The organism is Pseudoalteromonas sp. NZS127_1, assembly GCF_015864295.1.
GTDB lineage: Bacteria > Pseudomonadota > Gammaproteobacteria > Enterobacterales > Alteromonadaceae > Pseudoalteromonas > Pseudoalteromonas arctica.
Window position 1 is genome coordinate 225,744 of the sequence record NZ_JADYXO010000003.1, and the last position, 24,571, is coordinate 250,314.

Below are 24,571 nucleotides of genomic sequence, written 5' to 3' on the forward strand. Positions count from 1 at the left end.
ATTGAACCAATTTTTACACCTAACCCAAAAAGTATCATTGCACTTATTATTACAACTAAAGTGATGTGGCCACGTAGCTCTTTCGACTCATATTTTGACATTGCTGCAGCTCCTTATTTCATAATAAAAAAAACAGTTATCATGCCTAATATGAAGCTGACTACTGATGACAATGCTAACACCGTGGTTATAGTGTGCTTGTTTAAAGTTGTTGCACCACCGAGAGGTGTTGTATCTTCATCAAGCTTAATTAATTTACCCTGGCGTACTTCTAAAACCGCGCATAAAGCCATTGTGGTTTCTTTTGATGCCGCGCCTTCTTTTTCTACCCGTTGGATTGTTCTCAAGCTTACATCGCAGGCATCGGCAAGTTGCTGTTGCGTCCAATTAAATTGCTGCCTAAGTTCTTTTATTGTTTTAGGATTAAGTTGCATTTTAAAATTTCCCAATCAAGAATTCTAAAATTATAATTAGCAAGTAGCCACCAACTAGGCCTCCAAAAAAGCAGCCAAAAAGCACTTTTAACGAAGTTTTTGGGTTATTTAATAATGATGATTGTTCATAACTTTTTATAAATTGGCCATTTTTATAAAGTGAGCACTCTAACCTGCCAGTTAAAATATTACGCATTTCAAACATTACTTTAAAATCATTGTCACCAATATTAAATTGATGGCCACTGTGAATCCTTTGGTTACGCTTATTACTTATAAGTTCATCATTTACGTATACTTCTTCTTTCCCTGTAAAGTAGCTACCAAAACACGCTATTTGATTATCGCCATCTTGAAAGTAAAATTTGTAACCTAATTTTCTTGTATTTAATACATCGTTTTTCATCATCGTTATCCTTGTTGAGTTGATGATGCTAATTTAGCGTTTGTTTTTGTTATTTACGCCGTCAGCTGTACGCCAGTATGTATTTTGGCATATGACAGGTGAACTGTCATATGTTGTTAGCTTTTGATTTTTATTAATTTATTATATTTTAAGTATGTATTGGAAATTTTAGCAACTGTCGTATAGCTTAATCTAAAAAGTGGGTACGTATTTAAAATATCATTTCTGGTTGCTAGTTATATCTAATAACCAGAACAAATAACTAAGGGATTAACACCTTAGGCTTTAAATCCGTTAGACTTGGGAAAAGGCTATTTTATATCAACTTAAGGCAGTGCAGTATTATGCGTCATGCAATTTGGCAACAGCTTCGCGAAGAAGCTAACGATGTAGTAACACGTGAACCATTATTAGCAAGTCATGTTTATTCATGCATTTTGAATCATGATTGTTTAGGTTCGGCATTGAGCTTTATTGTTGCTAATAAGTTGGCTGATGCGGTGGTATCGGCATTCACTATCCGAGAGCTGTTCGATCAAGCATTTGTAAAATGTGACCGTATGCTATCTTTTGTTGCTGAGGATATTAAAGCGGTAAAAGACCGCGACCCTGCATCAGAAACCTATCTTACGGTTATATTAAATCTAAAAGGTTTTCATGCTATTCAGGCGCACCGTTTGGCTAATTGCTTGTGGCAACAAAACCGCAAAGAGCTAGCGCGCTTTATTCAAAGCCGTAACTCTGAAGTGTTTGGGGTCGATATTCACCCAGCATGTAAAGTGGGTAAAGGCATTATGTTTGACCACGCAACCGGTATTGTTATTGGTGAAACAGCGGTAATTGAAGATAATGTATCAATTTTGCAATCTGTAACGCTTGGCGGTACAGGCAATGAGCAGGGTGATCGTCATCCCAAAATTAGAGCGGGCGTATTAATTGGCGCCGGCGCTAAAGTACTTGGTAATATTGAAGTAGGTGAGGGCGCACGAATTGGTGCGGGCTCAGTTGTACTTAGCAATGTTCCACCACACACAACCGCTGTTGGCGTGCCCGCTAAAATTATTGGTCGACCGGATTGTGAGTGTCCGGCGCAAAGTATGAACCAAAACTTTTTAGCAAATCCTGAGCCTGAAAACGAATCGCACACGAGTGCAATGCTATAAGTAATTAAAAATAATAAAACTTAAAAGGAATTAACATGAACAAGAATAGTTTATTGGCTCTAGGGATTGGGTTTATTGCGGGTGTAGGTTTAACTTGGAGCTACTTTAATGCAGCTTCAAGTCATCCAGAATCTGTTAAGTCGCAGCCAAGTTATGAAAAACAGCAAAAGCTTCATACTGGACAACAAAGTAATGAGGTATTAAGTAATGCAGACTCTGCAGTACCTGAGCAAGTCGCTAGTATAGAGCCCGCTGAAGAGACGCCTCCAACCTATTCAGAAACCCAAATGCTTGATGAGCTACCTTTAGAAGAGCAAGTAACTCAGCTTAAGCAGCAACTTGCTGAGCAGAAAGCGACAGTTAAAAGCATTTTAAAGCAAATGAGAGGTCCTTCAGATTTTGAGAAGATTTTACGTGATAAATTTGAAAAGCAAACGCGTGACGAAGAATGGGCTTATCGTACTGAAATGGCATTACAAGATTTTTTATTAACAGCTGATTTAGCGATTATACCCGATGTTGTTAGCGCAAAATGTAAAACGACGATATGTGAATTTGAACTTGCCGCACCCGCTGATAACGACACATTTGATAATTCTCAATGGCGAGAGCTAAACGACGAGTTGATGAAGCAAGAGTTTTGGCAACAATTTAAAAGCACTACCTCCACATCAAGCGATAGCGAGCTTAAATTGTTGCTAAGTACAGAGTTTTAAGTAATACCAACTTTATGTAACAGGTATAACCTGTGATTCTATAGAGCCATCAACGAGCTCTGTAATCAAAACATCGCCTGTTTTAATTTGCCCCACAGATTTAACCACTTTGCCTTGTTGTGTTTTAGTGATGCTATAGCCGCGCGCTAAAACATTAAGCGGACTTACTGAATCTAACCTGCTTGCTTGCAGTGCTAAGCTATTATTCGCTTGCTGTAACTGATGTTGTATAGCTTGGTTTAGCCTAGCTTGTAATTGCGAAAGTTGATGGCTTGCTGTAGCGAGTTTTTTATCGGGTGATTGGCGCATTAAACGCGGCGTTAAGTTATTGAGTGTGCGTTCTTGTTGGTATAAACGATTACGCATCGCCTGTTGCAGCGCAATGCTTAGCTCATCCAAACGTTGTGATTTTTGATTAAGCTGATTACGCGGATGACATAAATTAAGGCGGTGTTGTAACTGCGTTGCTAGTGCGCGCTTGTCGGCAATGCCGTGCTTAAACGCGTTAGATAAACGATTAACTAATTGCGTTACTTTGTTGTGTAACTCTTGCGTATTAGGGCTTACAAGCTCAGCTGCGGCTGATGGAGTCGCTGCACGAACATCAGCAACGTAATCGCTAATAGTGGTATCTATTTCGTGGCCTACCGCACTTACTATCGGTAATTCACTTTTGAAAATAGCGCGGGCGAGCTGTTCGTGATTAAAACACCATAAATCTTCAAGTGATCCGCCGCCTCGCCCTAAAATAAGTACGTCTACTTCATCACGTGTGTTGGCTAATTCAATTTGGTTAATTAAATGCACGTGCGCTTCTTTGCCTTGTACCATAGCAGGGTAAATGATGACTTCTAGCTGCGGTGCACGGCGTTTGAGTACCGTTAAAATATCTTTTATAGCAGCGCCGGTTGCTGAGGTAATAACACCAATGCGATTAATATTTTGGGGTAATGGCTGTTTGTGAGCAGAGCTAAATAATCCTTCGGCGGCTAAACGCATTTTAAGCGCATCAAATTCTTGTTTTAGCTGACCTTCGCCTGCGGGTTCCATATGCTCAACAATAAGCTGGTAGTCACCGCGAGGTTCATAAAGCGATACACGCGCTTTTACTGTAACTTGTGCGCCATTTACAGGGCGGTAGCTTTGGTTGCGATTATTGCCTCGCCACATTGCGGCTTTAATTTGTGCTTTATCGTCTTTTAACGAAAAGTACCAATGTCCAGATGCAGGGGTAATAAAGTTAGAAATTTCGCCCGTGAGCACTAAAGATGCAAAACCTTGCTCAAGGATTGTGCGAATTTCTCTATTAAGGCGTGAAACGGTGTAAACCGCCTGCGAAGGCTTCGAAAACATAAAAAACAACCTAAAACTATTTATTGCACTACTTTATCATAAATATTTGCTAAATATTATTTACTCATGGCAACAACGCTGTTAAAATTTGGCCGCAATTCCTTATCTTAGATCCACATGTGAGAAGTTGCCAAAATGCTTAGAATCGCTAAAGAAGCTCTTACCTTTGATGACGTACTTTTAGTACCTGGTCATTCTACTGTTTTGCCACACACGGCAAATATTTCAACTCGCTTAACGCGTGGTATCAAACTTAACTTGCCGCTTATTTCAGCATCTATGGATACTGTTACAGAAGCTCGTTTAGCTATTGCCCTTGCGCAAGAAGGTGGTCTTGGTTTTATTCATAAAAACATGACTATTGAAGAACAAGCGAAAAACGTACGTAAAGTTAAAACCTACGAAGCAGGTATTGTTTCATACCCTGTAACGGTGACTGCCGATTTAACAATAGCAGACGCTATTGAGCTTTCACACGAAAAAGGTTTTTCAGGCTTTCCAGTTACCGATAGCGACAATGTACTTGTTGGTATTGTAACTAGCCGTGACATGCGTTTTGAAACTAAGCTTGAACAGCCTGTTTCTACCGTTATGACTAAAAAAGAAAAGCTTGTTACCGTTAAAGAAGGCGCAGCTCGCGAAGAAATTTTAGGCTTAATGCACGAACACCGCATTGAAAAAATCCTTGTTGTTGATGACGCTTTTAAACTTAAAGGCATGATAACAGTAAAAGATTACCAAAAAGCCCAAGACAAACCAGACGCATGTAAAGACGACCAAGGTCGTTTACGTGTAGGTGCTGCTGTAAGTGTTGGTGCTGGTACTGATGAGCGTATTGCTGCATTAGTAGAAGCGGGTATTGATGTTTTACTTATCGATACATCGCATGGTCATTCTCAAGGTGTTATTGACCGTGTTACTAAAACTCGCAAAGAGTACCCAGACTTACAAATTATTGCCGGTAACATAGCTACAGCAGAAGGTGCGATTGCACTTGCAGACGCTGGCGCCGACGCAGTTAAAGTAGGTATAGGCCCAGGTTCTATCTGTACTACACGTATTGTTACCGGTTGTGGCGTTCCACAAATTACAGCTATTTCAGATGCTGTTGAAGGCTTAAAAGGTCGCGACATTCCTGTTATTGCTGATGGTGGCATTCGTTTTTCTGGTGATATTGTTAAAGCACTTGTTGCTGGTGCATCGTGTGTAATGGTGGGTTCACTTCTTGCTGGTACTGAAGAAGCACCAGGTGAAGTTGAATTATACCAAGGCCGTTATTACAAATCTTACCGTGGTATGGGCTCATTGGGCGCGATGGATCAAAAAGAAGGTTCATCAGATCGTTACTTCCAAAAATCAAACGAAGCAGACAAGTTAGTACCTGAAGGTATTGAAGGTCGCGTAGCTTACAAAGGTCCAATTGCAACGATTATTCATCAGCAAGTAGGTGGCTTACGTAGTGCTATGGGTTTAACGGGTTGTGCAACAATTGAAGAGCTTAATACAAAACCACAGTTTGTACGCGTTACTTCAGCGGGTATGGGTGAATCGCACGTACACGATGTGCAAATCACTAAAGAAGCACCAAATTACCGCTTAGGTTAAGCAGCGTAATTAATTTAATATACTGGGCTTGCTTTGCAAGCCCTCTTTTTAGTCGTTTACATTAACAAATGACATTTAGCATCAGACTTTACGAGATACTCCATGAGCAAAGATATTCACGATTCACGAATTCTCATTTTAGACTTTGGTTCACAATACACGCAATTAATCGCGCGCCGTATCCGCGAAATTGGTGTTTACTGTGAGCTATGGGCATGGGATGTGACTGAAGAGCAAATCCGCGAGTTCAACCCACAAGGTATTATTCTTTCTGGTGGCCCAGAATCAACAACACTTGAAAACAGCCCGCGCGCTCCAGAGTACGTATTTAATGCAGGCGTGCCTGTGTTAGGCATTTGTTATGGCATGCAAACAATGGCTGCTCAACTAGGTGGTAGTGTACACAGCTCTGATAAAAAAGAGTTTGGTTACGCACAAGTTGAAAAAGTAGGTAATTGTGCATTGTTTGATGCAATTGAAGATCATATTACCGATGGTGGCAACGGCATACTCGACGTATGGATGAGTCATGGCGACAAAGTAATGGATATTCCAGCTGGTTTTGCAACAACAGCTAAAACATCTACTTGTCCACATGCTGCAATGTCTAACGAAGAAAAACGTTTTTATGGCGTACAGTTTCACCCGGAAGTAACGCACACGCATCAAGGTCAGCGCTTATTAGAGCGTTTTGCTATTGATATTTGTGGCTGTGAAAAATTGTGGACTGCAGCAAAAATTATCGATGATGCTATCGAGCGTATTAAAGAAACCGTTGGCGATGACGAAGTTATTTTAGGTCTTTCTGGCGGTGTTGATTCATCGGTAGTGGCTATGCTTATTCACCGTGCAATTGGCGAAAGGCTAACATGTGTATTTGTTGATAATGGTTTACTTCGTTTAAACGAAGGCCAGCAAGTAATGGACATGTTTGGTAATAAATTTGGTTTAAACATTGTTAAAGTTGAAGCTGAAGAGCAGTTTTTAAATGACCTTGCAGGTAAGTCAGACCCAGAAGATAAGCGTAAAGCCATTGGCCACACGTTTATTAATGTATTTGATGAACAAGCTAAAAAGCTTAAAAATGCAAAATGGTTAGCGCAAGGTACAATCTACCCAGACGTAATTGAATCAGCGGCATCTGCAACTGGTAAAGCGCATGTTATTAAATCTCACCACAATGTGGGCGGGTTACCAGATGACATGAAAATGGGTCTTGTTGAGCCATTACGTGAGTTATTTAAAGACGAAGTACGTAAAATTGGCCTAGAGCTAGGTTTACCGTACGACATGCTTTATCGTCATCCTTTCCCTGGACCTGGTTTAGGTGTTCGTGTACTTGGCGAAATCAAAAAAGAATACTGTGATTTATTACGCCGCGCTGATGCGATTTTCATCGAAGAGCTTCACAAAGCTGAGCTTTACCATAAAGTAAGCCAAGCGTTTACTGTATTCTTACCTGTTAAATCGGTAGGGGTTATGGGCGATGCACGTAAGTACGATTGGGTTGTATCACTTCGTTGTGTGGAAACAATCGACTTTATGACAGCGCGCTGGTCACATTTACCTTATGAGTTTTTAGGTGTGGTATCAAACCGTATCATTAATGAAATAGACGGTATTTCTCGTGTTGTTTACGATATTTCAGGTAAACCACCTGCAACTATCGAATGGGAATAATTAATTTTAGTTTTAATTAACTAATTTTAAGTGATTAAAAAACGGCGAATTAGCATGCTAATTCGCCGTTTTGTTTATTTAAAAAGCAGTTAAACTAAAAGAGTGATTTTTCTCTTTACCTTTGGCGAAACTTCTCTATAATTCGTCGTCATTGCAGGGGCGTAGTTCCAATTGGTAGAACAGCGGTCTCCAAAACCGATGGTTGGGAGTTCGAATCTCTCCGCCCCTGCCATTTCTTCTTTACATCGTTTTTATTACTTCTTATATTGTTCAAATGTCTAATCTACTGAGTTGTTATGCATCCACGTTACGCAGCTATTTTTGATATAGAAAATCTTGAACTCAATCAACATTATTGTCCTCAAGCAAATGATCAAGCTAATACTTTATCGCAAAGCGCGATAGCTAGTTCTTTAACGCTAAATGAGCAACTACTTGCAGACATTAAACTCAGTGCAGAACCTATTATTATAAATAGCGTTGTACAGGGCAGTGAGATTCAATTAAACGACAATAAGCTTACATTGCCAACCCCACAGCTCAACGCCTCTGAGAAGCGTGCTTTATGGGCTTTAATGAGTGAACACCTTGATAAACTTTAAATCAGTAGATGAAACTGCAATACCTCAATTAATGGCCATCGAAACAGCGTGTCATAGCCATCCGTGGACTTTAAATACAATGGGTTCATGTATAGGCGGGCGCTATTTTAATGTTGCCGCATTTGATGAGGCGAGCATGATTGGTTTTTATATTGGTGAAAAAGCAGGGCCTGATTTTACACTTATGGATATTTGTGTAACACCAAGTCACCAGGGTAAGGGTATTGCAAGGCAGTTGTTAGCGCAGTTTATTGAATATGGTGAGCAGCAAAATGCTGAAAACCTCTTTTTAGAAGTACGCGAATCAAATACGCGTGCTATTGCGCTGTACGAGCGCGCAGGCTTTGCTGAGATGTCAGTGCGTAAAAACTACTACCCAAGCGATAACCCTGCTAAAAATGGCTTTGAAGACGCTATTTTAATGGGTATGGCGCTAGGTTTAAACTTTTCATAATTAAAGTCGGTAATTAGCATTTAAAATATAGAGCCGCTAAAGTACTGCATTTGTACCGTTTTGTAAGTTTACTTTTTAGGTTACTTTGTCGCTAATTGCTTGCTCAATGGCTGCTATTAAATCATTTACCAGCTCGTCTCTTGGTACTTTATTGTTACTTTTTAAGTTCTCTTCAAGTGCCGCAGCGCTATGGTAAATTTCATCAAAGTTAAAGCATCCAGAACTGCCTTTAACACTGTGCGCTATACCTCTTAATGCTTCCCAATCATCACAATGCTGCAAAGCTTTAACTTCTTCTAAATATGTAGGTAAGTTAGCTAAGTAATTATCGGCAATTTGCTGAAACTTTTCGCTCTTTAATAGGCTATCCCATTTATTTTGATTATCTTTTTCAAGATGCAGGTAGCTTACGAGTACATTTTCAAGAGCATCTTTATCAATGGGTTTAGCCAGTGCTTTGTCGCAACCAGCTTCTAGATAAGTGCCTATATCATGGTTCATTACATTGGCAGTAAGGGCAATGATAGGGCCATCATACGCTGCATGACGAAGCATTTTAGTCGCTTCTAATCCGCCCATTACAGGCATTTGCATATCCATAATAATAAGTTGGTAGTCGTTTACGAGCGCCATTTCTACAGCTTGTGCGCCATTACTGGCAATATCGGGTTCAAGACCCCAGGTTTGCAGTAATAATTTAATTAATAGTTGGTTATCTGGGTTATCCTCAGCCACTAATATATTGGCGTCGAAGCTATTGGTTGCAAACGATAAGAGAGGGTCTTTCTCTGGTATTAACTGGCTGTCTTGCGTTAAAAATTCAAGCATGGGTTGATCATCAGATAGCTGACATGCCACCCTAATTGTAACTCGGCTACCTACACCCACTTCACTTTCAAGGTTTACATCGCCACCAAGTAACAGTGCTAAGTTTTTAGAAATACACAACCCAAGACCTGTACCACCAAAACGACGTGTAGTTGTGGCATCGGCTTGTTCAAACGGCTTAAATACACGTTCTATTTGATGCTCAGACATACCAATACCAGTATCTTTAATTACAAACTCTAGCTTTTGACTTGCTTGTAAATAATACACACAAATAGACACGCTGCCATTTTCGGTAAATTTAACAGCGTTATTAGCAATGTTTATAAGTATTTGTTTTAAGCGGGTCACATCACTATAAATGGTGCGAGGTAGCGGCAGTTGATAGTCGATATTAAGGGTTAATTGTTTTTCTTGTGCCAGTGGTTGAATAATTGATTCAATGTCGTGCACAAGCTGCACTACATTTAACGCTGACAAATCAACAGCCAGCTTTTCAGCTTCAATTTTAGATAAATCGAGTATGTTATTTATTAACTCTAGTAAGTGTTTTGAATTACGTAAAATAGTGCTTAGGTGTTGTTTGTCATTCGCTACTTTATCGTTGTGTAGTAACTGCTCTGTAAAGCCCATAATGGCCGTGAGCGGCGTGCGTATTTCGTGACTCATGTTAGCTAAAAAACGACTCTTAAGTTGATTAGCTTGCTCAGCTTGGCCAATAGCTAACTCAAGTTGGCTGTTCATAGCTTCAAGTGCTTGGGTACGACTTTCCACTTTATCTTCAAGGTGGTGTTTGTATTCTTCAAGCTGTTGTTGGTAGTGCCTTATTTGATTAACCATGTGGTTAAAGTCGTTAAATAAAACACCTACTTCATCATTTGTATGAGCTGGTAAGTGCACCGACAAATCGCCATCACCAACACGATGACTCGCAGCCCCGAGTAACTCAATTGGGTTAAGTAATAAATTGCGGACCACTACAAAAATTAATATTGGCAGGGTGATCACCGAAATAATAACAATTAAGCCTGTTATTAAACTTATGGCTTTACCTGATTGATAAAGCACCCCTTTGGGAATGGTCGATACGTAATAATATCCGCCGGGCATTTGCACTGCAAAAATCATTCGCTCTATTTTGTCTATGCTTGAGAGTTCAATAGTTGAAAGCATGCCGATATCAGCGAGGTCGTGCACTTGATTAAGTTCGTACTCGCTTATGTATTGGCCACGCATATTATAATCGGAGCTAAATAAAATTTTCCCGTCTTTAGTCAACATTAAATTAAGCGTGTTGTTATATGGCGCTTCTAAAATACTAGAGTTTAGTATTGAAGGTTCTATATGTATTACAATAAAACCAAGCTGCTGTGGTCGTTTTAAATAGTAATCAACACTATAAATTCGTTGAATAAAATATAAACTAGTGGTGCCATCATCCTTTTGAATCATAAATTGCTGTTTACTTAAATTACTTTGCAATACTTGATTAAAAAACGGGTAGCTTTTAGGCGCTGTTGTTAGGTTGTTAGAGTAGTAGGCATCGCTTTTCCCACTGGCTGAAACTAAATTAATGCTAATTATATCGGGATAAGCCTCACTGTAACTGGCAAATACATCCATAAGCGCGCCAAGTTTTCGGGTGTAATTACCGTTGGCACGAATGTCGTTTGCTAAAAAATCACTAAGTACTGGCGAGGTTGAAAGTAGTTTTGCTGTAGAGTGAAAAGAGTCGATATAATTAAATATTTTTTGCTGTTGTTGCTCAACAAAACGGCTCATTATTAAATCAGCTTGTTTTTGTGTTGAATTAGTTACATTGGTGAGCGTAAAGCCACCTAAAAATAGCAGCGGTAGAATAACAAGGGGTGTTATATACCATAATAATCTAATACTTAACTTACTGGTTTTCATGACCAAACGACTTATCCTCCATGCAATCTATCAATAATATGCGTTACGACTTTATTACACAAGCTTGTGGCGGTCTTGGTGGCTAAATTACAATCAGTAGTTACATGGTATTTAGCTCTGTATTGGTGTTTTTTTATTTTATTAAGTTATTTTAATTTAATAAGTTACATGCTTATAACTGTTATTTTATTGTTCAAAAAAGTTTACATAAATTTACATCTTTTAAAGTCATTTTTTTAAAGATAAATGCTATCACTTAAAATTAAATTTTCTAATTTACTCTTAGTTATAAATACCAGTGGGTTAACGCAGGGCTGTTAGCCGGGCCACTAGGTTATATTCTCAAGCAAGGCTTAAAAATTCTAATGGTGTGCAGAGGCTTGGTGTATTGTGTGCTGATCCTATTTATTTGGCTTATTACTGATTTTTTTGTACCTCATTTGCAGTTAGGCTTCCCAAAATCCATATTAATAAAAAAGATCAGCTAATAACCAACCATTGATTGTTTATAAGGCCAAGATCAGCGAAAATAGTCTTCAATTACGATTAACATAACGGATCGCATGTGAAGGGCCAATTTAGGGCTTTTCTGATGGTGTGTTGAGCTTTCGAGGTTGCTCTATACCAATTTTATTAAAAACAAGATCGTTCTAGCGTATTAAATAACTCACTAACTACGTTAAAAATTATTCATAGAGAATAACTCTATGTGATAATTTCGCCTTGTTATTGCGCTATTTTATTATCGCTATAATAGAACGCTAATTTAATGCAATTGGTATTATTTAAGCCTTGAAAGCTCAGCATACTTAAAGTGGATAATATCCGTATACAAACTAAAAGAACTTTTTTAATGGCAGATCAAAATCTCCTTAGCGAAATTAATAAACGACGAACCTTTGCTATCATCTCTCACCCAGATGCTGGTAAAACAACCATTACCGAAAAAGTATTGTTATTCGGACAAGCTATTCAACGAGCCGGCACTGTAAAAGGCCGTGGCTCTAACCAGCATGCAAAGTCTGACTGGATGGAAATGGAAAAAGAGCGTGGTATATCTGTTACTACCTCTGTAATGCAGTTTCCATATAACAACGCACTTGTTAATTTACTTGATACTCCAGGACATGAAGATTTCTCGGAAGATACTTACCGCACATTAACTGCGGTAGATTCGTGTTTAATGGTTATTGATGCGGCAAAGGGTGTAGAAGATCGTACCCGTAAGCTAATGGAAGTTACACGCCTGCGTACAACGCCAATTGTTACGTTTATGAATAAATGTGACCGTGAAATTCGCGACCCAATGGAAGTGCTTGACGAAGTTGAAACAGAGCTAAATATTGCCTGTGCACCCATTACTTGGCCAATTGGCTGTGGTAAAGAGTTCAAAGGTGTTTATCACATTCATAATGACGAAGCTGTTTTATACAAAACAGGTCAGGGTCATAAAATTCAAGAAGTTCGTACCATTAAAGGTCTTGATAACCCAGAACTTGATATTGCCATTGGTGAAGATTTAGCTGCGCAATTACGCGATGAGCTTGAGCTTGTTATTGGCGCATCAAACGAATTTGATTTAGATCTGTTTTTAGCAGGTGAGCTTTCGCCAGTTTATTACGGTACCGCACTTGGTAATTTTGGTGTTGACCACGTTTTAGATGGTTTAACTAAATGGGCACCAACGCCACTGCCTCGTGAAACCGAAGACAGACTTATTGTTGCAACTGAAGAAAACTTTACTGGTTTTGTATTTAAAATTCAGGCCAACATGGACCCTAAACACCGTGACCGTATTGCATTTATGCGTATTGTATCGGGTAAGTACAGCCAAGGCATGAAAATGAATCACGTGCGAATTGGCAAGCAAGTGAGCATTTCTGATGCGGTAACCTTTATGGCGGGCGATCGTGAGCGCGCAGCTGACGCTTACGCGGGCGATATTATTGGTTTGCATAACCACGGTACCATTCAAATTGGTGATACGTTCACACAAGGCGAAAAACTTAAATTTAGCGGTATCCCTAACTTTGCGCCTGAATTATTCCGCCGTATTCGTCTTCGCGATCCACTTAAGCAAAAGCAATTATTAAAAGGCTTAGTACAGCTTTCTGAAGAAGGTGCTGTGCAAGTATTTAGACCGCTTATAAACAACGATTTAATTGTGGGCGCGGTAGGTGTACTTCAGTTTGATGTAGTTGTAGCGCGCTTAAAAGCCGAATATAACGTAGATGCTATTTACGAAGGTGTAAACGTAAATACAGCGCGTTGGGTAAGCAGCGACGATGTTAAAAAGTTTGAAGACTTTAAGCGCAAGTGCGAAAGTAATTTAGCACTCGATGGTGGCGATAACTTAACTTACATTGCGCCGAGCCGTGTAAATCTTAATTTATCAGTAGAGCGTTACCCAGAAGTGACATTTAACCACACTCGCGAAAACTAGAATCGACTGACTACAGTTAACTGAAAGCCTGCTTTGGCGGGCTTACAAAGGTAAAAAATATGAATATTCGTACTATTTTAATCGAAAAAGCCATTGCCGCTATGGCGGGCGCAGGCTTACCTGAAGATACAAACCCAGCAGTAACACAAAGCACACGTCCACAATTTGGTGATTACCAAATTAATGCAGCAATGGGCGCGGCTAAAAAAATGAAAAGCAATCCACGTGAGCTTGCGCAAAAAATTATAGATAATCTTGATGTAAGCGATATTGCTCAAAAGACTGAAATTGCTGGCCCAGGTTTTATTAATATTCATTTAAAGCCTGAGTTTTTAGCTCAAAGCGTACAAGCCGCTAACAGTGATGCAAAGCTTGCTGTAAACGAGCATGCTAACCCGCAAAAAGTGGTTGTTGACTATTCATCACCAAACCTTGCTAAAGAAATGCACGTAGGCCATTTACGTTCAACCATTATTGGTGACTCAATTGTACGTGCGCTTGAATTTAGAGGTGATACGGTTGTACGTCAAAATCACATGGGTGATTGGGGCACGCAATTTGGTATGTTAATCGCGCATTTAGAAGATCAAATTAGCCAAGGTGTTGATTTAGATTCTGTAGCGCTTGCTGATTTAGAAACCTTTTACCGCGATGCTAAAAAACGCTTTGACGACGAAGAAGGCTTTGCTGATAAAGCACGTAATTACGTTGTTAAATTACAAGGCGGCGATGCGCACTGTGAAAAACTTTGGAAACTGTTTATAGCTACCTCAGTTAAGCACTCTGAAGAAGTATACAAGCGTTTAAATGTAACACTTACTCAAGCTGATATTATGGCTGAAAGCGCATACAACGCAGAACTTAACGATATTATTAGCCTACTTAAAGATAAAAATATTGCAGTAGAGTCGCAAGGCGCGCAAGTTGTGTTTTTAGATGAACTTGCCAACAAAGATGGTGAACCATCTGCGTTTATCGTACAAAAATCTGGCGGTGGTTTTTTATATGCAACAACAGATTTAGCGGCATGTGATTACCGTTCAAATAAATTAGGTGCTGATCGTATCTTAATTTTTGTAGATGCACGTCAAAATCTACACTTTAATCAAGTAGAGCTTACAGCGCGTAAAGCCGGTTTATTACGAGACGAAACAAGTTACGAGTTTTGCCCGTTTGGCACCATGATGGGCGCCGATAACAAACCATTTAAAACACGTACTGGCGGCACAGTAAAACTTGCTGACTTATTAGAAGAATCAATTAACCGTGCAGCTGCAAAACTAGCTGAACGTGAATCGGATTTAAGTGATAACGATCGCAGTGAGATTGCACGTAAAGTAGGTATTGGCGCAGTTAAATACGCCGACCTTTCTAAGCACCGTACCAGCGATTACATTTTTAACTGGGACAGCATGCTAAGCTTTGAAGGCGCAACCGCTCCTTATTTACAATATGCTTATACACGTATACGCAGTATTTTCCGCAAATCAGGCGTTGATGCAGCTACATTAAATTCAGATGTTGCAATTATTGAGCCTCAAGAAAAAGCACTAGCACTTAAGCTACTACAGCTTGAAGAAGTACTTGATTTAATGATCAGCGAAGCAACACCGCACGTACTATGTGGTTACTTATATGAGCTAGCAAGCTTATACATGACATTTTACGAAGCCTGCCCAGTACTTAAAGAGGGCGTAGAGCCAAGCGTGCGCGATAGCCGCTTAGTGCTGTGTAATTTGGTTTCTAAAACACTAGAAACGGGATTAGATTTGCTAGGCATTGAAGTTATGGAGCAAATGTAATCACCGTCGTATTTTAACCTAATACTGCGTTATCCAATCCGACTTACCCTAATCACATACAAACCGTATGCTCATAGGGATAAGTCAGGTTGGACGCCTTGTCTTAGGCTAAACTACTTAGGTGAACCGTCTGCTGCGTGTAGTTCGCTTTGACTGTGTTGTCGTGCTTTTTTAGCCTAAGTCACATACTAAATGTATGCTCCTTGGCATAAAAAAGCACTCCGTCTTGTCAGCACTTCTACACTTGCAGATATCTGAGTTGTGTAGTTTACGTTGTAGGTTGGGTTGAGTGAAACGAAACCCAACGATACGCCTGAGACTCTATGTTTATTGCTATCGAATGCACCTGAGGCTCTGTGTTTATTGCTATCGATAAACCTGAGACTCTATGTTTACTGCTATCGAATACACTCGAGACTCGGTGTTATTGCTATCGCATGCACCTGAATCTTAATATTTGTTACTACTCAACATCCATTGTTTTAAGCTCGCTACTCTAAGCTCTTTTCTAAGGCTTTATTTAAAGGACTTGTTATGAAACTCGAAGATATCCGCCGTGAATACCTGCAAGACGCGTTAAGCGAAGATAACTTGCAAGATGATCCATTCAAGCAGTTTGAAACATGGCTTGAGCATGCAGTGGCAAGCCAGTTACCCGATCCAACTGCGATGGTTGTAGCAACTGTTGATGAAACCGGTCAACCTTCACAGCGCATTGTGCTTTTAAAGCATCTGGATGATAACGGTTTTGTATTTTTTACCAATACAGGTTCGCGTAAAGCGCAAGAGCTTAAAGGTAATAACAAAATATCGCTGCACTTTCCGTGGCACCACATGGAACGCCAAGTTATTGTATATGGCGAGGCTAAACCATTACCTATCTCTGCTGTGGCAAAGTACTTTTTATCTCGTCCTAAAGAAAGCCAATTAGCTGCATGGGCATCAGCGCAAAGTCGTCCGGTGTCATCACGTAAAGTACTAATGGAAACCTTCGCCAACATGAAAAGTAAGTTTGCTAAAGGTGAAATTCCATTGCCTGATTTTTGGGGCGGATATTGTGTAGTACCCACTAAAATTGAGTTTTGGCAAGGTGGGGCGCATCGTTTGCATGATCGCTTTATATATCAGCGCCAAGCAGATAACAGCTGGCAAATTACACGCTTAAACCCTTAATTAAAAGATGAGTAAGTAACCGTGCAATTTATTGACTCTCATTGCCACCTCGACTTTAGCGAGTTTGATTCGAATCGTGAATCGCTCATAAGTGAGTGTGTAGCAAAGGGAGTTAATCAGTTTGTTGTGCCGGGTATTACGCTTGCTCAATCACATACTCTCATAAAACTCAAAGCAACTTACCCAAGTATAAAAATAGCCGCAGGGCTACATCCTTACTTTTTAGAGCAACATAACGAATCGCACATAGAAGCGTTATTTGAATTCGCGACTACAAATAAACATCAGCTGGTTGCTATTGGGGAGTGCGGGCTTGATCGAAGTATTGAAAACCTTCCTAAACAAACTTATTTATTTGAGCAGCAAATAGGGCTTTCTAATGAGCTTAATTTACCGCTTATTGTGCATCATAGGCAAAGCCATGATTTAATTGCGCAATCGTTTAAGCGGTGTAAGCCAAAAAACGGGGGAGTGATTCATGCCTTTTCGGGCTCACTTCAACAAGCGCAGTACTATATTAAGCAGGGTTTTAAGCTTGGCATAGGCGGTGTTATTACCTATGATCGCGCAGTTAAAACACGCGCTGTTATTGCTGCTATTGAGCCAGAGCACTTAGTGCTTGAAACCGACTCACCTTCAATGCCGTTAAGCGGTCATCAAGGTGAAGTTAACACGCCATTACATATACCTGATGTATTTAACGCGTTATGTGATTTAAAGCCACATAGTGAAAGAGGGACGCTTGCAAAGCAGCTTTACGATTCTTGTTCAGATGTTTTTTGCATATAGCGATTTACCTGCCAACGTTTTAATCCACGCCCTAACTGCCACGTAAAAATACATGCAATCACTAGCATTAACAATACTTGACGACCTAAGTCATGAAAATGATTATGGCTGTCGGATATTGCGGCGCGAGTTAAATAAGTAACAGACACAAAGCCTATAGGGCGGTCATCATCGCTTATCACGGGTTCCATAAAAGGTGTTTTTAGTTTACTAATACCCGGTGTAGAGTCAGGGAGTTGTCCATAAATATGATGTGACTGCCAATTGTCACTGCTAGCAATTAAAATGCCTTGTTGATCATAAATAGTCGCAGAAAGTACAAATTCATCTTTACTTATATCGTTACAAATGGCGTTGAGCTGTGGTTTGTTTTTTTCAATAAGCGGTGTTTTAACATTTAAAGCCATAAACTGAGTGAGGCTTTTTGCCGTGCTATCGGCACTATCATAAAGTAACTGATGACTCTGAAAACTACTATTAACACCTACCCAGCTTAGTAATACAAAACAACCAGCCGCTAGTATTAAGCGAACAAGTCGTTTTCTTTGAGAAGCAGTAATAGGGTTTTTAATATGGTTATTTTTCATAGTCACCGTTTATGCTACTGACAGCATTTTGATTTGATGTTACAACTACACTAACTATAACCTTAAACCCCACCTGATGGCGAATTTAGTGTTGAGAATAGCAGTTATGATATGCCAATTATCAGGAAAATAAAAATAAACACGGAGATTCCATGTCGCAAATCAACATGGCACAGCAAGCTGCTGAGCAACCATTACAACACTTAACTCTAAATAAATGGTTTAGCTATAGTGGTGGTGCATTTACACCTCTTGATTATATACCAAACAAAGCATTAGGGTTATTTAGCATCGCATTTGCGGGTGATTTTGAAGAAAAACACATTGTTAGCATTATTGATTTTTTAGCTATGCATAACCAAACCGTCACTGCTATATGCCAATATCAACCAGATTTAGGGTTAGCTCCAGCACTGTGTTTTTACGCGCAAAACTCCGATCAAGCTATAAACCCGTTAGTACTACAAGAGTTTTCAAGCACTCTAGATTGTCAATTAGTGCAAGTTGCTACTGTGCCTAATTTATATGAGCCTGGTTTATTGGTTATGGATATGGATTCAACTGCAATAACTATTGAGTGCATAGACGAAATAGCACGCCTTGCGGATGTTTACGACGAAGTTGCCTCTGTAACCGCACTTGCAATGGCGGGTAAACTTGATTTTAGCGAGAGTTTAAATCAGCGCGTAGCTAAACTGGCTGGTATTGAAAAAAGCTTAATTGAAGAGCTAAAAAGTGCATTGCCACTCATGCCGGGCATTAAAGTGCTGTGTCAAATTCTAAAACAGCATGACTGGTATTTAGCAATTGCATCAGGTGGTTTTGTACCGTTTGCAGAGCGCGTTCAAGAGCTTATTAATTTAGATGAAGTGCACGCTAATGTACTCGAGTTTAAAGACGATAAACTAACAGGTAAAGTACTGGGTACAATTGTAGATGCACAACAAAAAGCAATTATTCTAGAGTCGTTACAACATAAACTAGGGCTTGAGAAGTCGCAAACAGTTGCTATTGGCGATGGCGCAAACGATTTAGTCATGATGGCAAAAGCTGGCCTAGGTGTAGCAGTGCATGGCAAACCTAAAGTAGTTGAGCAAGCACAAGCGGCTATTTGTGAAGGGTCATTATTACAATTGTTGTATATGTTGGCCATTCCGTTAGATAAAGAGCCCGCTCTTTAAAGTTGTTTAAGTTAAACTGCTTAGCGTAAGCGGTTTAACCAAATTAGTTTACGGCGGCCCATTTGTTCAACTTGCTCTTTTTTAAGCTCTAAATGGCTTAGAGCTTCTTCAGTTATATCTACTACGTCCCCCACGCCTGCAACAGCCCATAATGCTTCTTCTAAATCTTTTGCTTTATGCATTGCATATTGGCTTACGTATTTAAGCTCATTAGATAGGTAGTCAGTATCGGGGCGACCTGTGCGCGAAATATACAAACGCATCACAAATATAAGTTGTGATGTAATGCCTTTACTAATTTGTTTATAAAAGCTTGAGTAGTCTTCACCTAAAGCGCATTGGCTAACAATAGCCTCTTCAATTTTGCCCTTACGAGGGTCGAAATTAATAGCGAGTGTAAAAGCAAGCGGTGCGTCTTGGCGACTGCGATCTTTAATATTAGGCGTTATTACATTAATAATTTGCTCTTCGGTAAGGATACTCGAAAAGTCAGTTTTGTTACCTAATAAGCCAAAATTTTGCAAAATAACATGCATAGGACTGGCGTATAAGCCATAACCAATTGCACCTGTTTTAAAGTGTGCAGCTTCCTTGTGTAAATACAGCGGAAATTGGCATACACTTTTTGTAACCATATTTCTAAGCGCGGTAGATAAGCCTTCTACTTTTGGCGCTTCTTCAGATACTTTAAGTTTGTCTTTATTACCTTCTATTAGCTGAGTGAAAAAAGTCACGCCAGCATGGGGTAAATCAGCAACACGATTCGCTTTTAGGTTAATAGTAGTGAATGACTTACTAATGGCCATTATTTCGTACTTTAGTTCGCTAAGTTTATGCTTTTTAGTTATTTTTTGAAGCTCAGGAAATGTTAAAAGTACTATATCACCTTTTTTAAATGTGACTGGTTGCTCGCACTCTAATTGCAAACCCATTACAGAAAAGTCACGTGTATAACCGTTAAATACTTCATCATTAATAGTGACGCTAACCGGTGTTTTATAAAGGTAGCGCTTATGCGAGCGTAAATTTACGTATTCAAGTGGCACAATATCTAAATAAGGTGGCGTTTTATGTTTTGCGTGGCCAAAATGTTTAAGCTGATTTACTAACGCTTTATCAAAAGTAAGTTGTTTATAATCTGCTTGCTCTGTTTTATTGCCAATACTTGTAAGTACAACAATATATTTAACGTCTTTTATAAGGCCTTTAACTCGAGGGGAAGGCGGCTTGTTGAGTTTTTCAATATTAGCGCCAGCACTATTAGGTAATGAAAGCGGTATAAAAGAATCATCTGGATGACTTGGCATTATTTGTATTTTAAAGCACTGCCAACTTTCTTTTTGGCTACCAAAACCTAAAAATAGATCACGTAATTTAGGGTTATTATTTAGCTCAGTTCGTGTCGCAGAGTAATAGTAAATTTTACCCGATGATATATGTGTAAATGTATAGAGGTAATCTTCTTTGACCGCAGTAATTTGGGTTAGTAATTGTGTAATGCGCTGATGATTGAGTATGTTGTACAAACACGGTGTTTTTCTTTCATCGGTAAAATAGCGCTGGATAAAAATATTATTTTCAGTAGTAAGGCTAAGGCTTGGGTAATACTGTTCATCTTTTTTGCTTAAAAATACATATAAAGACGTTACACGAGGGATGTAGTATTGCTCATACCCCTTTGATACTACAGCATCGAGCGTGTTATCTAAATTTACTTTATAACGACGTTTATTACCGTGAATAAAGCTTTCTAAAAAGTCATTAAAGGCATCGTTATTTTCGATATAAGTGCGTTTTAAGCGAATGTGGTTGTATTCACGAGAGATATTTTCAACGGCAACAACCTCGTATTGAATACCGTTTTTTAGGCCAAGTTCAAAGTCTTGTTCAAGGCCTACCAAGCGCATTGCTATTAGTTCACCTTTTTTTATAGAGTAGCGCGTTGCAAGCTTAACTTTACAACCGCTTAAAGATATATCTGAGGTGCTAGCAGCAATGTTCTTTTTATCTTTGTAATCAATAGTTACTTTTATTGAGTAATTCATCCGTTCTTCACGGCGGCTCTCGTAAGAGGCAAACTTAATGACTTCAGTGCTTAAGTTACTTTCTGATTCTTGTAGTTCTGATTTTTCGGCGGCTTGTTTTTGTAATACGCGGTGGTTATTTTCTGTATTCATTACGGCTTCGTAAACGGCTAGGGTATATTCACCATGCTGTTTAAGTGCTTTTTCAAACACTTCAATGGCTGTGTCATCCATAAAGTGCTGTTTACCATTATGCTCATACGGTTTTACTTGGCCCGTCACTAATCCACGAAGATCAACAAAGCGTGCCACTGGCTGAGATAAGCGTGACATTTCCATTTTCATCAAAAATTGCTCAGGTTTGGTTAACCCAGCGGTTTTTGATTTGAAAATTAGGTCAAATTTAGCATTGCCTAAATATGTTTTTAACTCATTCACGAGGTCTTCGTGTTTGAGCATTATGTCATCAGCCATTTATAAAACCATCACCGTCTAATTGAAAAAGTAGGTATACTGTTAAGTCCATTTATTAGAAGTTCAATAAACGTTAAATCGCGCTATGTTATTAATATAGGTACAATTATTTTAGTTACTACTGTTTAGCTCTTGTTATTATGTGTTATATGCCATTTTGTTGGCAAGTTACTTTAAACTATTTCAAAGCAAAAAGTATGCCCTAAATTATAGCTAAAAAGAAACACCATGTGTATTTAATGATTGTGACGCTAGATTTTTACGCAGGCAAGAGTTTGTTGCTAAGTAAATGCTTGAAGTGGCAAAATAAGTTGTTAACAGTAAATGTTTTTAAAATTAGAGAATCGTAGATAAGGTTATAAATGACTAAAGCGGCAAAAATAGAGTTTGTGTGTACAGAATGTGGCATGAACTACCCACGTTGGCAGGGTCAATGCCGCTGCGGTGCGTGGAACACATTAGCAGAATTTAAACCTTCAGCAGGGCAGAGTAAAAAAGCGTCAGTTCGAGCAAGTGTAGGTGGTTATGCTGGCGGTGCTGGTGGCGGCTCTAAAAAAATTAATGATATTGCTACGTCAGAGGCAGAAAAACAGCTGACAGAAATTGGCGAGCTCGATCGTGTGCTAAGCGGTGGTGTAACTACCGGCTCTGTTAATATAATTTCGGGTGATCCAGGTGCTGGTAAAACAACCTTGCTATCTGACTTAGTGGCGAGAATGTCACAACGTATGCCGTCACTTTACTGTACGGCCGAGGAGTCATTATCGCAGTTTAAAAACAGGGTAAATCGTTTAAAGTTAAACTATAACCCTGACGAGCTTTATTTACTTTCAGAAACCAGTGTTGAAACCATCATTGAAGAGCTCGAGAAAAATAAAATTAAGTTTGCTGTTATTGACTCTATTCAAGCGGTTGTAACCGAAACGGCAAATGGTAGCCCCGGTTCCCCTTCGCAAGTAAAAAGTGCCGCCCAAGCATTGACTCAATACTGTAAGCAAAATGATGTAACCATGTTCATTATTGCTCATGTAAATAAAAATAACGAAATAGCAGGTCCTCAAACACTTGTACATATTGTCGATGCGCTTTTACACATAGACACCAACGATGGGCAAATTCGAACCCTTAGGGCAAATAAAAACCGCTTTGGTGATATAGATACCGTTGGCATTTTTAAAATGTGCGAACGTGGGATGTTAAGCGTTGATAACCCGAGCGAAATATTTTTATCGGGGTCTACAACCGACTCGCCAGGCTCTACAATTACCTGTATTCGTAAAGGCAATCGTAATTTATTGCTGGAAATTCAGTGTTTAACGACCGAAACCGAGGCGGAATTTCCGCAGCGTGTGTGCGTAGGTTTAAACATGAACCGCATAAAAATGCTGACTGGCATATTACGAAAACACACTAAAACCAAAATATTCCACGATACGTTTTTTAATATTGTGGGTGGCCTAAGAATTGATGAAACAGAAACTTGTATTGATTTAGCATTAGTAACCGCGCTACTTAGCAGCTTAAATGAATTTGTTGTGCCACGTACCACGTGTATTATGGGCGAACTCAGCTTAAACGGCGATGTACGCCCAATTGATAGTGGTGTGCCACGTGTTAAAGAAGCAGCACAACATGGTTTTACAGAAATATATATTCCATTTCGTAATTACCATAAGTCGATGGAAGGGCTGGGCGCTAAAATTACCCCAGTTAAAACAGTACATGAGTTGCTTAGTTTAATTAATTAATACTTACGGGTGTTAATGTGTAATGTTACTCTTAATAAAACTCGGTTTACACAAAGAATAGAATAAGGAAATAACATGAAAAAGTTAGTAATAGTTGCAGCGATTGTAGCTGCGGGCGTTGGTGGCGTGAGCTATGCAAATTATGTAGCTACACAAGAAGTGCGTGCAGAAGTAGATAAGCAACTTGCTTTAGTAAGCGAGCAAACTGGCGCTACATTTAAATACGCTGGTTTATCGGCAAGTGTTATTTCAAAAAGCGTAGAAATAACAAATATGGAAGTAATAAGCCCAGAGGGCGACAATGTTGCTAATATTCAAAGCATTGAAATAACAGGTTACGAGCCAGATAAAATATCACCGCATACATCATTTGATGTAAAAAGCTTTCAGTTTGATAAAGACTTTGTTTCAAAATTACCTGCTGATACAAATGAAATGCTCGCGTCGGCAAGTTACGACTTACATTCATCACTTGATTACGATGAAGAGTCTGGCAATAGTGATGTAGTAGTTAAGCTTGATGCAAAAGACATTGTTAGTTTTAATATGGATATGGGCTTGGCTAATTCAAAAGCATTAATGGATGCTTCATTGGCGATTAGTAAAGCGCAGCAAGAAGCGGGTAACCAGCCACTTACTTATGAGCAAGAGTTACAGCAGCAAACACTTGTTATGCAAGCAATGAGTAAGTTAGAGCCGCGCAATGTTAGCTTTGCCTTAAATAACCAAGGTAAGTTAAAAGACTTACTATCAAGTGAGCTTGAAAAGCAAGGCATGACGCTAGAGCAAATGGAAATGATGTTAGAGCAGCAGTTACAACAAGCTCCTGTAACTGAAAATATTGCAGAGGCTTTAACTAGCTTTGCTAAAGGTTTAAATTCATTCAGTGTGTCTGCAAAGCTACCTGAAGGTAAAACTATGATGGAAATTAACCAACAAGTTATGATGCTAGTAGGGCAACCTGAAGAGCTAGTTAAGTTTATTAACTTAGAAGTTAAAGGTGATTAAGCCTTAGTTTTGTATTAATAAAGGCGCCAATTGGCTAATGCCAGTCAGTTAAGCTGACTGGCATTTTTCTTTTTATGGGGATACTTAGATGGTTTTGGCTTAACCCATCGGGGATATCTTCTATCCTCTCGTCTAGCTGGAAGCTTAAATAAGACCAGTGTATTGAGTAAGTGCTGCCAGTGTATTG

Annotated in this window: 19 protein-coding genes, 1 tRNA gene and 1 pseudogene; 14 read left to right on the top strand and 7 right to left on the bottom strand. The window is 39.3% G+C overall.

Features of this window, described 5'->3' with window-relative positions; translation table 11 throughout:
* Nucleotides 1–113 precede the first annotated feature (113 nt).
* Nucleotides 114–434 carry a helix-turn-helix domain-containing protein gene (locus I6F50_RS05395; protein ID WP_024598636.1) on the bottom strand — a complete coding sequence of 107 codons (321 nt, stop codon included), beginning with the start codon at nucleotides 432–434 and terminating at the stop codon, nucleotides 114–116.
* A gap of 1 nt (nucleotide 435) precedes the next feature.
* Nucleotides 436–840 (bottom strand): hypothetical protein, encoded by a 405-nt coding sequence (locus I6F50_RS05400; protein ID WP_197139946.1) that lies wholly within the window; start codon nucleotides 838–840, stop codon nucleotides 436–438.
* Nucleotides 841–1,184: 344 nt separating this feature from the next.
* Here I6F50_RS05400 and cysE point away from each other — a divergent pair, with 344 nt between their 5' ends.
* Nucleotides 1,185–2,003 carry a serine O-acetyltransferase gene (gene cysE / locus I6F50_RS05405; protein ID WP_165727596.1) on the top strand — a complete coding sequence of 273 codons (819 nt, stop codon included), beginning with the start codon at nucleotides 1,185–1,187 and terminating at the stop codon, nucleotides 2,001–2,003.
* Between the two features lie 35 nt (nucleotides 2,004–2,038).
* Nucleotides 2,039–2,719, top strand: a complete 681-nt coding sequence (locus tag I6F50_RS05410; protein WP_165740795.1) for a hypothetical protein — start codon at nucleotides 2,039–2,041, stop codon at nucleotides 2,717–2,719.
* 12 nt (nucleotides 2,720–2,731) lie between these two features.
* Here the strand turns inward: I6F50_RS05410 and xseA are convergent, their stop codons facing one another.
* Nucleotides 2,732–4,072, bottom strand: a complete 1,341-nt coding sequence (gene xseA / locus I6F50_RS05415; RefSeq protein WP_165721065.1) for an exodeoxyribonuclease VII large subunit — start codon at nucleotides 4,070–4,072, stop codon at nucleotides 2,732–2,734.
* A gap of 135 nt (nucleotides 4,073–4,207) precedes the next feature.
* Here xseA and guaB point away from each other — a divergent pair, with 135 nt between their 5' ends.
* The 5 genes from guaB (at nucleotide 4,208) to rimI (ending at nucleotide 8,413) form a co-directional block, all read left to right on the top strand.
* Nucleotides 4,208–5,677, top strand: coding sequence for an IMP dehydrogenase (gene guaB / locus I6F50_RS05420; protein WP_165727594.1), 1,470 nt, complete (start codon nucleotides 4,208–4,210; stop codon nucleotides 5,675–5,677).
* A gap of 102 nt (nucleotides 5,678–5,779) precedes the next feature.
* Entirely contained in the window at nucleotides 5,780–7,357 is a 1,578-nt protein-coding gene (gene guaA, locus I6F50_RS05425) for a glutamine-hydrolyzing GMP synthase (RefSeq protein WP_165727593.1), read from the top strand.
* A 155-nt stretch (nucleotides 7,358–7,512) separates the two neighbouring features.
* Nucleotides 7,513–7,589, top strand: a tRNA-Trp gene (locus I6F50_RS05430).
* A gap of 64 nt (nucleotides 7,590–7,653) precedes the next feature.
* Nucleotides 7,654–7,959 (top strand): hypothetical protein, encoded by a 306-nt coding sequence (locus I6F50_RS05435; protein ID WP_165727592.1) that lies wholly within the window; start codon nucleotides 7,654–7,656, stop codon nucleotides 7,957–7,959.
* On the top strand, nucleotides 7,946–8,413 hold the full coding sequence (gene rimI, locus I6F50_RS05440; RefSeq protein WP_007581622.1) for a ribosomal protein S18-alanine N-acetyltransferase: 468 nt from the start codon (nucleotides 7,946–7,948) through the stop codon (nucleotides 8,411–8,413). The genes I6F50_RS05435 and rimI overlap by 14 nt, the downstream gene beginning before the upstream one ends.
* 75 nt (nucleotides 8,414–8,488) lie before the next feature.
* On the opposite strand, the gene I6F50_RS05445 is transcribed toward rimI, so the two are convergent.
* On the bottom strand, nucleotides 8,489–11,155 hold the full coding sequence (locus tag I6F50_RS05445) for an ATP-binding protein (RefSeq protein WP_197175504.1): 2,667 nt from the start codon (nucleotides 11,153–11,155) through the stop codon (nucleotides 8,489–8,491).
* A gap of 853 nt (nucleotides 11,156–12,008) precedes the next feature.
* Here I6F50_RS05445 and prfC point away from each other — a divergent pair.
* The 4 genes from prfC to I6F50_RS05465 all read left to right on the top strand — a co-directional run bounded on the left by prfC (nucleotide 12,009) and on the right by I6F50_RS05465 (nucleotide 17,362).
* Entirely contained in the window at nucleotides 12,009–13,598 is a 1,590-nt protein-coding gene (gene prfC, locus I6F50_RS05450) for a peptide chain release factor 3 (RefSeq protein WP_007581628.1), read from the top strand.
* Nucleotides 13,599–13,657: 59 nt separating this feature from the next.
* Nucleotides 13,658–15,400, top strand: coding sequence for an arginine--tRNA ligase (gene argS, locus I6F50_RS05455; RefSeq protein ID WP_165740681.1), 1,743 nt, complete (start codon nucleotides 13,658–13,660; stop codon nucleotides 15,398–15,400).
* 534 nt (nucleotides 15,401–15,934) lie between these two features.
* Nucleotides 15,935–16,573, top strand: coding sequence for a pyridoxamine 5'-phosphate oxidase (gene pdxH / locus I6F50_RS05460; protein WP_165740680.1), 639 nt, complete (start codon nucleotides 15,935–15,937; stop codon nucleotides 16,571–16,573).
* A gap of 21 nt (nucleotides 16,574–16,594) precedes the next feature.
* The gene (locus tag I6F50_RS05465) at nucleotides 16,595–17,362 is read left to right on the top strand and encodes a TatD family hydrolase (RefSeq protein ID WP_165740679.1); all 768 of its coding nucleotides are present in this window, start codon (nucleotides 16,595–16,597) and stop codon (nucleotides 17,360–17,362) included.
* Here I6F50_RS05465 and I6F50_RS05470 read toward each other — a convergent pair.
* A complete protein-coding gene (locus I6F50_RS05470; protein WP_007581635.1) occupies nucleotides 17,329–17,949 on the bottom strand; it encodes an AhpA/YtjB family protein in 621 nt (206 codons plus the stop codon). The genes I6F50_RS05465 and I6F50_RS05470 overlap by 34 nt on opposite strands.
* Before the next feature lie 152 nt (nucleotides 17,950–18,101).
* Here I6F50_RS05470 and serB point away from each other — a divergent pair, with 152 nt between their 5' ends.
* A complete protein-coding gene (gene serB, locus I6F50_RS05475) occupies nucleotides 18,102–19,130 on the top strand; it encodes a phosphoserine phosphatase SerB (protein WP_165740678.1) in 1,029 nt (342 codons plus the stop codon).
* Nucleotides 19,131–19,150: 20 nt separating this feature from the next.
* Here the strand turns inward: serB and I6F50_RS05480 are convergent, their stop codons facing one another.
* The gene (locus I6F50_RS05480; RefSeq protein ID WP_010553175.1) at nucleotides 19,151–21,628 is read right to left on the bottom strand and encodes a PilZ domain-containing protein; all 2,478 of its coding nucleotides are present in this window, start codon (nucleotides 21,626–21,628) and stop codon (nucleotides 19,151–19,153) included.
* A 362-nt stretch (nucleotides 21,629–21,990) separates the two neighbouring features.
* Here I6F50_RS05480 and radA point away from each other — a divergent pair, with 362 nt between their 5' ends.
* Both radA and I6F50_RS05490 read left to right on the top strand, forming a co-directional pair.
* On the top strand, nucleotides 21,991–23,376 hold the full coding sequence (gene radA, locus I6F50_RS05485; protein ID WP_007581643.1) for a DNA repair protein RadA: 1,386 nt from the start codon (nucleotides 21,991–21,993) through the stop codon (nucleotides 23,374–23,376).
* 75 nt (nucleotides 23,377–23,451) lie between these two features.
* Nucleotides 23,452–24,384, top strand: a complete 933-nt coding sequence (locus tag I6F50_RS05490) for a hypothetical protein (protein WP_024608998.1) — start codon at nucleotides 23,452–23,454, stop codon at nucleotides 24,382–24,384.
* A gap of 44 nt (nucleotides 24,385–24,428) precedes the next feature.
* On the opposite strand, the pseudogene I6F50_RS05495 reads toward I6F50_RS05490, so the two are convergent.
* A pseudogene (locus I6F50_RS05495) lies at nucleotides 24,429–24,571 on the bottom strand (IS4 family transposase); the annotation flags it as partial.

What these genes read in the sequence shown, in the direction of transcription:
- I6F50_RS05395 (WP_024598636.1), bottom strand. Translation starts at nt 434, where the DNA reads ATGCAACTTAATCCTAAAACAATAAAAGAACTTAGGCAGCAATTTAAT.
- I6F50_RS05400 (WP_197139946.1), bottom strand. Translation starts at nt 840, where the DNA reads ATGAAAAACGATGTATTAAATACAAGAAAATTAGGTTACAAATTTTAC.
- cysE (WP_165727596.1), top strand. Translation starts at nt 1,185, where the DNA reads ATGCGTCATGCAATTTGGCAACAGCTTCGCGAAGAAGCTAACGATGTA.
- I6F50_RS05410 (WP_165740795.1), top strand. Translation starts at nt 2,039, where the DNA reads ATGAACAAGAATAGTTTATTGGCTCTAGGGATTGGGTTTATTGCGGGT.
- xseA (WP_165721065.1), bottom strand. Translation starts at nt 4,072, where the DNA reads ATGTTTTCGAAGCCTTCGCAGGCGGTTTACACCGTTTCACGCCTTAAT.
- guaB (WP_165727594.1), top strand. Translation starts at nt 4,208, where the DNA reads ATGCTTAGAATCGCTAAAGAAGCTCTTACCTTTGATGACGTACTTTTA.
- guaA (WP_165727593.1), top strand. Translation starts at nt 5,780, where the DNA reads ATGAGCAAAGATATTCACGATTCACGAATTCTCATTTTAGACTTTGGT.
- I6F50_RS05435 (WP_165727592.1), top strand. Translation starts at nt 7,654, where the DNA reads ATGCATCCACGTTACGCAGCTATTTTTGATATAGAAAATCTTGAACTC.
- I6F50_RS05445 (WP_197175504.1), bottom strand. Translation starts at nt 11,155, where the DNA reads ATGAAAACCAGTAAGTTAAGTATTAGATTATTATGGTATATAACACCC.
- prfC (WP_007581628.1), top strand. Translation starts at nt 12,009, where the DNA reads ATGGCAGATCAAAATCTCCTTAGCGAAATTAATAAACGACGAACCTTT.
- argS (WP_165740681.1), top strand. Translation starts at nt 13,658, where the DNA reads ATGAATATTCGTACTATTTTAATCGAAAAAGCCATTGCCGCTATGGCG.
- pdxH (WP_165740680.1), top strand. Translation starts at nt 15,935, where the DNA reads ATGAAACTCGAAGATATCCGCCGTGAATACCTGCAAGACGCGTTAAGC.
- I6F50_RS05470 (WP_007581635.1), bottom strand. Translation starts at nt 17,949, where the DNA reads ATGAAAAATAACCATATTAAAAACCCTATTACTGCTTCTCAAAGAAAA.
- serB (WP_165740678.1), top strand. Translation starts at nt 18,102, where the DNA reads ATGTCGCAAATCAACATGGCACAGCAAGCTGCTGAGCAACCATTACAA.
- I6F50_RS05480 (WP_010553175.1), bottom strand. Translation starts at nt 21,628, where the DNA reads ATGGCTGATGACATAATGCTCAAACACGAAGACCTCGTGAATGAGTTA.
- radA (WP_007581643.1), top strand. Translation starts at nt 21,991, where the DNA reads ATGACTAAAGCGGCAAAAATAGAGTTTGTGTGTACAGAATGTGGCATG.
- I6F50_RS05490 (WP_024608998.1), top strand. Translation starts at nt 23,452, where the DNA reads ATGAAAAAGTTAGTAATAGTTGCAGCGATTGTAGCTGCGGGCGTTGGT.